The organism is Pseudomonas sp. GXM4 (genome assembly GCF_008923895.1).
Taxonomy (GTDB): Bacteria; Pseudomonadota; Gammaproteobacteria; order Pseudomonadales; family Pseudomonadaceae; genus Aquipseudomonas; species Aquipseudomonas atacamensis.
Genome location: NZ_WBRZ01000268.1, coordinates 1 through 7,423 on the forward strand (window position 1 = coordinate 1; position 7,423 = coordinate 7,423).

Below are 7,423 nucleotides of genomic sequence, written 5' to 3' on the forward strand. Positions count from 1 at the left end.
CGACAAGAAGAGCCCAGCTGCGGCTGGCGAGAAGAAAAGCCTGTTCGGATGGCTGCGGAAGAAACCGCAGGAACCCGTCGTCGAACAGCCGCCCGCGATTCCTGAGCCGGCCCCCGCGCCAGCACCTGTAATAGAAGAAGAGCCGGCGCCGATTGTGCTGCCGATCGCCGAGCCGGTGCTGCAACCGGAGGTTGAGGCCGAGCCCGAAACGCCGGCCGCTGCCGAGTTGCCGCTGACGCCCGCCGCCGAGCCGTGGCTGACCTTGCCAGTGGCAGAAGAACCGGTCGCGCTGGTTGAAGAAGCAGCGCCGCATGTGACGCCAGTGATACCTGCGCCGGTTGCCGAAGTGGCTGCGCAGCCTGTGCCTGAGCCGGTTGTCGAGCCAGCGCCGATCATTTCTGAACCCGCCGCCCCGGTTGTTCCGCCGTCCGAGCCTGAGCCCGCACCGCTTGCCGCTGCGCCGGTTATCACTCCGATCGTGCCGGTCGAAGCACCTGTAGAAGCGCCCCTCGAAACCCCGCGCACCGAAGAAACCAAAGCCGGCTTCTTCGCCCGTCTCAAGCAAGGCCTGTCGAAGACCAGCGCCAGCATCGGCGAGGGCATGGCCAGTCTGTTCCTCGGGCGCAAGACCATCGACGATGACCTGCTCGACGACCTCGAAACCCGTCTGCTCACCGCCGACGTCGGCGTCGAAGCCACTACGCAGATCATCCAGCGCCTGACCCAGAAGGTCGCACGCAAGGAACTGGCAGACGCCGACGCCCTGTACAAATCTCTGCAGGCCGAATTGGCAGCGATGCTCAAACCGGTTGAACAGCCACTGAAAATCGCCTCGCAGAACAAGCCTTTCGTGATTCTGGTGGTTGGCGTCAACGGCGCCGGCAAAACTACCACCATTGGCAAACTGGCGAAGAAGCTGCAACTGGAAGGCAAGAAAGTCATGCTGGCGGCCGGTGACACCTTCCGTGCCGCGGCCGTGGAGCAATTGCAGGTCTGGGGCGAGCGCAACAAGATTCCGGTGATTGCCCAGCACACCGGCGCCGATTCCGCTTCGGTGATCTTCGACGCGGTGCAAGCGGCCAAGGCCCGTGGCATCGACGTGCTGATCGCTGACACCGCCGGTCGTCTGCACACCAAAGACAACCTGATGGAAGAACTGAAAAAGGTTCGCCGGGTGATCGGCAAGCTCGACGCCGACGCGCCGCACGAAGTGCTGCTGGTGCTCGACGCCGGCACTGGCCAGAACGCCATCAACCAGGCCAAGCAGTTCAACCAGACCGTCGAACTGACCGGCCTGGCCCTGACCAAACTCGACGGCACCGCCAAGGGCGGGGTGATTTTCGCCCTGGCCAAGCAGTTCGGCCTGCCGATCCGCTACATCGGCGTCGGTGAAGGCATCGACGATTTGCGCACCTTTGAAGCCGAACCCTTTGTCCAGGCGCTGTTTGCCGAGCGGGAGCGTTCATGATTCGTTTCGAACAGGTCGGTAAACGCTACCCGAACGGTCACGTCGGCTTGCATGAGCTGAGCTTTCGAGTCCGTCGTGGCGAGTTCTTGTTTGTCACCGGTCACTCCGGTGCCGGTAAATCCACGCTGTTGCGCCTGTTGCTGGCGATGGAACGGCCGACCAGCGGCAAGCTGCTGCTCGCCGGGCAAGACCTGAGCACCATCAGCAACGCGCAGATTCCGTTCCTGCGCCGACAGATCGGCGTGGTGTTCCAGAATCACCAGTTGCTGTTCGATCGTACGGTGTTCAACAACGTCGCCTTGCCGCTGCAGATCCTCGGCCTGTCCAAGGTCGAGATCGCCAAGCGCGTCGATTCGGCGCTGGAGCGCGTGGCACTGTCGGACAAATCCGATCTGTACCCGGGCGACCTGTCCACCGGTCAGCAACAGCGCGTCGGCATTGCCCGCGCCATCGTCCATCGCCCGGCCTTGCTGCTGGCGGACGAACCGACCGGTAACCTCGACCCGCGTCTGGCGGCGGAAATCATGGGCGTGTTCGAAGACATCAACCGTCTGGGCACCAGCGTGCTGATCGCCAGTCACGACCTGGCACTGATCGCGCGCATGCGTCATCGCATGCTGACCCTGCAACGCGGACGCCTGATCGGCGACGGGGAGGCCGGGGTATGAGTGCGACACGCAGTCCGAAGGTTTCCGAGCGCGTGGCCCCGAAGGCCGCCGACCCGCAACCGCAGAAGAAGAAAAAACACGACGATGACGACGGCCCGGACTTCGCCACGCTGTTTCACGCCTGGATCGAAAGCCACCGCGCCAGCCTGCTCGACAGCCTGCGCCGCCTCGGCAAGCAGCCGATCGGCAGCTTCTTCACCTGCATGGTGATGGCCGTGGCGTTGAGTCTGCCGATGGGGCTGTCGTTGTTGCTCAACAACGTTGAGCGTCTTGGCGGTTCCTGGCAGCGCGCGGCGCAGATTTCCCTGTACCTGCAACTCGACGCCAGTCCGGAGCAGGGTGAGGCGCTGCGTGAGCAGATCAAAGGCATGCCCGGCGTCGCCGATGCCGAATATGTCGGCCGCGATCAGGCGCTGGAAGAGTTCCAGCAGCAGTCCGGCCTGGGCGAAGCCCTGCGTGAGCTGCCCGAGAACCCTTTGCCGGGTGTGGTGCTGGTGACACCGAACGAAGTCGACAAGCCGACACTCGAAGCATTAAGACAAAAACTTTCCGAGCTGCCGAAGGTACAACAGGCGCAACTTGATCTAGTCTGGGTCGAGCGTCTGGCCGCCATCCTCAAGCTTGGCGACCGCTTTGTCTTCGGTCTGACGGTGTTGTTGGTGTCTGCATTACTTTTGGTGATAGGCAATACCATTCGTCTTCATATTGAAAACCGCCGCACCGAGATAGAAGTGATTAAACTCGTCGGCGGCACTGACAGTTATGTGCGCCGCCCTTTCCTGTATATGGGCGCGTTGTATGGCTTCGGTGCAGGGCTGTTGTCCTGGGGTGTATTGGCGTTTGGCCTCAACTGGCTGAACGATGCGGTGGTCGGACTGGCCGGTTTGTACGGCAGTGATTTCGCCCTGGCCGGCGTGCCAGTGGCCGACGGTCTGTCGCTCTTGCTTGGCGCGGTGCTGTTGGGTTATATCGGTGCATGGATTGCAGTCGCACGTCATCTCAGGGAGCTGGCGCCGAAGTAGAATCTTTTTTGCGCGTGATTGACCTTGCGGTTTTTATGGGAACTTGTACCTGAGTTCCCGGTCAATTTTTCGCAGTGCCGAGAGGCACGAGTATGTGAGTGGGAGGTTTTTTCGTATGACCAATTCTTTGCAACCTGCGTATGCGCTGGTTCCGGGTGCGAACCTGGAAGCTTATGTGCACACCGTCAACAGCATTCCATTGCTGACGCCGGAGCAGGAGCGTGAACTGGCCGAGAGTCTCTACTATGAGCAGGATTTGGGGGCGGCTCGGCAGATGGTGCTCGCCCACCTGCGTTTTGTCGTACACATTGCCCGTAGCTATTCCGGCTACGGTCTGGCTCAGGCTGACCTGATCCAGGAAGGCAACGTCGGCCTGATGAAGGCCGTCAAGCGCTTCAACCCGGAAATGGGTGTGCGTCTGGTGTCGTTCGCCGTGCACTGGATCAAGGCGGAAATTCACGAGTTCATCCTGCGCAACTGGCGCATTGTGAAAGTCGCGACCACCAAGGCCCAGCGCAAGCTGTTCTTCAACCTGCGCAGCCAGAAGAAGCGTCTGGCGTGGCTGAACAACGAGGAAGTCCACCGTGTGGCGGAAAGCCTTGGCGTCGAACCACGTGAAGTGCGCGAGATGGAAAGCCGCCTGACCGGCCACGACATGGCCTTCGACCCGGCTGCCGAAGCCGACGACGACAGTGCTTTCCAGTCGCCGGCCAACTATCTGGAAGACCACCGGTACGACCCGGCGCGTCAACTCGAAGATGCCGACTGGAGCGACAACTCCAACACCAACCTGCACGAAGCACTGGAAGTGCTGGACGAGCGTAGCCGCGACATCCTCTACCAGCGCTGGCTGGCGGAAGAGAAAGCCACGCTGCACGACCTGGCGCAGAAGTACAACGTGTCGGCCGAGCGAATCCGTCAGCTCGAAAAGAGCGCGATGAACAAGCTCAAGTTGTCGATCGCCGCGTAACCGGCGCATCAGCAATAAAAAACGCCCCGATCAGCGATGATCGGGGCGTTTTCATTTCTGGCTTCACGCAAAACCCATGTGGGAGCGAGCTTGCTCGCGAAAGCGGAGTGTCAGTCACCGCCACTGCTGAATGATCCACCGCATTCGCGAGCAGGCTCGCTCCCACATTGGAATTTCGGTGTTATTCAGCCCAGGGCGCCCGTCGCGAATCATTCAGCCCGAGCAAGTAACTGTCCCCGCCCAACTGACTCATCTGCTGCCGAATCCACCCGGCACGGCGCGATACATAACCGGTCGGATGACTCGCGCTCCACACCCGTGGATTGGGCAGTACCGCCGCCAGATAACTCGCCTGCTGGCGCGACAATGACTTCGCGCTCACGCCAAAGTGATGCCGCGCCGCCGCTTCAGCGCCAAACACGCCGTCATCCCACTCGACACTGTTCAGGTACACCTCAAGAATCCGCTGCTTGGGCCAGAACACCTCGATCAGCGCGGTAAACCACGCTTCCAGGCCTTTGCGCAGATAACTGCGGCCCGACCACAGAAAGAGGTTTTTCGACACCTGTTGGCTCAAGGTGCTGGCACCGCGAATCGAACCGCCCAGTTCGTTGTGGGCCAGAGCGGCCTGAATCGCGCGCAGATCAAAGCCCCAGTGCTCGGGGAATTTCTGGTCTTCGCCAGCAATCACCGCCACTTTCAGGTCGTCGGAGATTTCGCCCCACGGCTTCCAGGTGCGCTGCAGGTCGATCGGCTCGCCGTCGACCCAGGATTCGACCTTGCGCTCGACCATCAACGCCGTGCCCGGCGGTGGCACAAAGCGAAACACCAACACCAGCAAGACACTGCCACCGGCGAACCAGAGCAGAGCCTTCGTGAGACGACGGAAAATTGAACGCAGCATAGAGATGGCTTGGCCGAACCCGTGGAGCGGGCCATTATACAGACCCTGCCGATGGCGTCTGACTGGAGTTCCCCATGCTGCGTGGCTTTTTGATGCTGGCCGCTTTTTTCGGATTCACCGGTGTTGCGCTCGGTGCGTTTGCCGCCCACGGCCTGAAAAACCGTCTGACGCCGGAATACCTGACGATTTTCCACACCGGCGTCACCTACCAACTGGTGCACACACTCGCGCTGTTCGGCGTTGCGCTGCTGGCCACGCAGATTCAGGGGCGCCTGATTACTTGGGCCGGCCTGTCCTTCACCGTCGGCATTGTGTTGTTCTCCGGCAGCCTGTATCTGCTGACCATGACCGGCATCAGCAAACTCGGCATCATCACGCCGTTTGGTGGCCTCGCGTTTCTCATCGGTTGGGTTTGCCTCGGCCTCGCCGCCTGGCGCTTGCAGCTAACCGCTTGACGCTTGGTACTGACCTTTAGGTCATGATCGGGCTAGAATGCCAGCCCCTAAAAATGATGGCGGCGTTGTGCATGCGCATTCAGTTGAACGGTGAGTCCTTTGAATTGCCCGACGGTGAAACCGTTGCGGGCCTGATCACCCGTCTGGATCTGGCCGGACGTCGCGTGGCGGTCGAGCTCAATCTGGACATCGTCCCGCGCAGCCAGCATGCCGACACCACATTGAACGACGGCGACAACGTCGAAGTGGTCCACGCCATCGGCGGCGGCTGATTGCCCCGGCCCGCAAGGGCACAGAATTCTGCAAGACCCTCACCCTTAAAGAGGATTCCCCATGAGCATCGTTCGTAGCGACAAGCCTTTTGTGCTGGCCGGTCGTACTTACCAGTCGCGTTTGCTGGTCGGTACCGGCAAGTACCGTGACATGGAAGAAACCCGCCAGGCCATCGAAGCCTCGGGTGCCGAGATCGTCACCTTCGCCGTGCGCCGCACCAACCTGGGCCAGATCGAAGGCGAGCCGAACCTGCTCGAAGTGCTGTCGCCGGATCGCTACACCTTCCTGCCGAACACTGCCGGTTGCTACGACGCCATCGAAGCCGTGCGCACCTGCCGCCTGGCCCGTGAGCTGCTCGACGGCCACAATCTGGTGAAGCTGGAAGTGCTGGCCGACCAGAAAACCCTGTTCCCCAACGTGATCGAAACCCTCAAGGCCGCCGAAACCCTGGTCAAGGAAGGCTTCGACGTGATGGTCTACACCAGCGATGACCCGATCATCGCCCGGCAACTGGCGGAAATCGGCTGCATCGCCGTGATGCCGCTGGCCGGTCTGATCGGCTCCGGTCTGGGCATCTGCAATCCGTACAACCTGCAGATCATCCTCGAAGAAGCCAAGATCCCGGTGCTGGTGGATGCCGGTGTCGGTACCGCTTCCGACGCGACCATCGCCATGGAGCTGGGTTGCGACGCCGTACTGATGAACTCGGCCATCGCCCACGCCCAGCAACCGGTGACGATGGCGCAAGCCATGCAGCACGCCATCGTCGCCGGTCGCCTGGCGTACCTCGCCGGCCGCATGCCGAAAAAACTCTATGCCAGCGCCTCTTCGCCGCTGGATGGTCTGATCAAGTAAGAGCCATTGATGACTGAATCGAACGACACGCCTGTCCAGACGGAAGAAGGCGACGAGCGCCAACACCGCCGCATCAAGAGTTTCGTGATGCGCGCCGGGCGCATGACCGAAGGCCAGCAACGCGGCCTGGACCAGGGCGCGCCGCTGTACGTGCTGCCGCTGGCCGATGCGCCGGTCGATTACGACCAGGTGTTCGGCCGCTCGGCACCGCGCTCGCTGGAAATCGGTTTCGGCATGGGCCACTCGCTGCTGGAAATGGCCGCGGCCGCTCCAGAGCAGGATTTCATCGGTGTTGAAGTGCACCGTCCGGGTGTCGGCGCGCTGCTCAATGGCGTGTTGACCCAAGGGCTGACCAACCTGCGGGTCTACGATTGCGACGCGATCGAAGTGCTCAACCGCTGCATCGCCGACAACAGCCTTGATCGCCTGATGCTGTTTTTCCCGGATCCGTGGCACAAGAGCCGCCACCACAAGCGCCGCATCGTCCAGGCCTCGTTCGCCGAACTGGTGCGTAGCAAGTTGAAGGTTGGCGGCATTCTGCACATGGCCACCGACTGGGAACCGTACGCCGAGTACATGCTGGAAGTGATGAACGTCGCCCCCGGCTACCGCAACCTCGCCGAAGACGGCAAATGCGTCCCACGCCCGGCCGAACGCCCGATCACCAAGTTCGAACGCCGTGGTGAACGTCTTGGCCATGGCGTGTGGGATCTGAAGTTCGAAAAACTGTCTTAAGCATCACGCAACACCCCGGTAGGAGCTGCGGCACGCTGCGATCTTTTGATCTTGATTTTGAGGATCAAAGATT

Annotated in this window: 9 protein-coding genes; 8 read left to right on the forward strand and 1 reads right to left on the reverse strand. The window is 61.4% G+C overall.

What is annotated here, in order from left to right; genetic code table 11:
- From ftsY to rpoH, 4 genes are all read left to right on the forward strand, one after another.
- Positions 1–1,468 (forward strand): signal recognition particle-docking protein FtsY (gene ftsY / locus F8N49_RS23275; protein ID WP_151552772.1); only part of this gene is annotated, 1,468 nt, incomplete at its 5' end.
- On the forward strand, positions 1,465–2,136 hold the full coding sequence (gene ftsE / locus F8N49_RS23280) for a cell division ATP-binding protein FtsE (protein WP_016772715.1): 672 nt from the start codon (positions 1,465–1,467) through the stop codon (positions 2,134–2,136). The genes ftsY and ftsE, both read left to right, overlap by 4 nt.
- Entirely contained in the window at positions 2,133–3,158 is a 1,026-nt protein-coding gene (gene ftsX, locus F8N49_RS23285; protein ID WP_122881806.1) for a permease-like cell division protein FtsX, read from the forward strand. Before ftsE ends, ftsX begins: the two co-directional genes overlap by 4 nt.
- Before the next feature lie 115 nt (positions 3,159–3,273).
- Entirely contained in the window at positions 3,274–4,128 is an 855-nt protein-coding gene (rpoH, locus tag F8N49_RS23290) for an RNA polymerase sigma factor RpoH (protein WP_016772717.1), read from the forward strand.
- Between the two features lie 181 nt (positions 4,129–4,309).
- Here rpoH and mtgA read toward each other — a convergent pair whose 3' ends face one another.
- A complete protein-coding gene (gene mtgA / locus F8N49_RS23300) occupies positions 4,310–5,032 on the reverse strand; it encodes a monofunctional biosynthetic peptidoglycan transglycosylase (protein ID WP_071172216.1) in 723 nt (240 codons plus the stop codon).
- Positions 5,033–5,106: 74 nt separating this feature from the next.
- Between mtgA and F8N49_RS23305 the strand changes: the two genes are divergently transcribed.
- The 4 genes from F8N49_RS23305 (at position 5,107) to trmB (ending at position 7,350) form a co-directional block, all read left to right on the forward strand.
- Entirely contained in the window at positions 5,107–5,487 is a 381-nt protein-coding gene (locus F8N49_RS23305) for a DUF423 domain-containing protein (RefSeq protein ID WP_016772719.1), read from the forward strand.
- A 71-nt stretch (positions 5,488–5,558) separates the two neighbouring features.
- Positions 5,559–5,759, forward strand: coding sequence for a sulfur carrier protein ThiS (thiS, locus tag F8N49_RS23310; protein ID WP_038861193.1), 201 nt, complete (start codon positions 5,559–5,561; stop codon positions 5,757–5,759).
- Between the two features lie 61 nt (positions 5,760–5,820).
- Positions 5,821–6,615 (forward strand): thiazole synthase, encoded by a 795-nt coding sequence (locus tag F8N49_RS23315; protein WP_071172217.1) that lies wholly within the window; start codon positions 5,821–5,823, stop codon positions 6,613–6,615.
- A 9-nt stretch (positions 6,616–6,624) separates the two neighbouring features.
- On the forward strand, positions 6,625–7,350 hold the full coding sequence (gene trmB, locus F8N49_RS23320) for a tRNA (guanosine(46)-N7)-methyltransferase TrmB (protein ID WP_122748357.1): 726 nt from the start codon (positions 6,625–6,627) through the stop codon (positions 7,348–7,350).
- Positions 7,351–7,423: the final 73 nt, after the last annotated feature.

What these genes read in the sequence shown, in the direction of transcription:
- ftsE (WP_016772715.1), top strand. Translation starts at nt 1,465, where the DNA reads ATGATTCGTTTCGAACAGGTCGGTAAACGCTACCCGAACGGTCACGTC.
- ftsX (WP_122881806.1), top strand. Translation starts at nt 2,133, where the DNA reads ATGAGTGCGACACGCAGTCCGAAGGTTTCCGAGCGCGTGGCCCCGAAG.
- rpoH (WP_016772717.1), top strand. Translation starts at nt 3,274, where the DNA reads ATGACCAATTCTTTGCAACCTGCGTATGCGCTGGTTCCGGGTGCGAAC.
- mtgA (WP_071172216.1), bottom strand. Translation starts at nt 5,032, where the DNA reads ATGCTGCGTTCAATTTTCCGTCGTCTCACGAAGGCTCTGCTCTGGTTC.
- F8N49_RS23305 (WP_016772719.1), top strand. Translation starts at nt 5,107, where the DNA reads ATGCTGCGTGGCTTTTTGATGCTGGCCGCTTTTTTCGGATTCACCGGT.
- thiS (WP_038861193.1), top strand. Translation starts at nt 5,559, where the DNA reads ATGCGCATTCAGTTGAACGGTGAGTCCTTTGAATTGCCCGACGGTGAA.
- F8N49_RS23315 (WP_071172217.1), top strand. Translation starts at nt 5,821, where the DNA reads ATGAGCATCGTTCGTAGCGACAAGCCTTTTGTGCTGGCCGGTCGTACT.
- trmB (WP_122748357.1), top strand. Translation starts at nt 6,625, where the DNA reads ATGACTGAATCGAACGACACGCCTGTCCAGACGGAAGAAGGCGACGAG.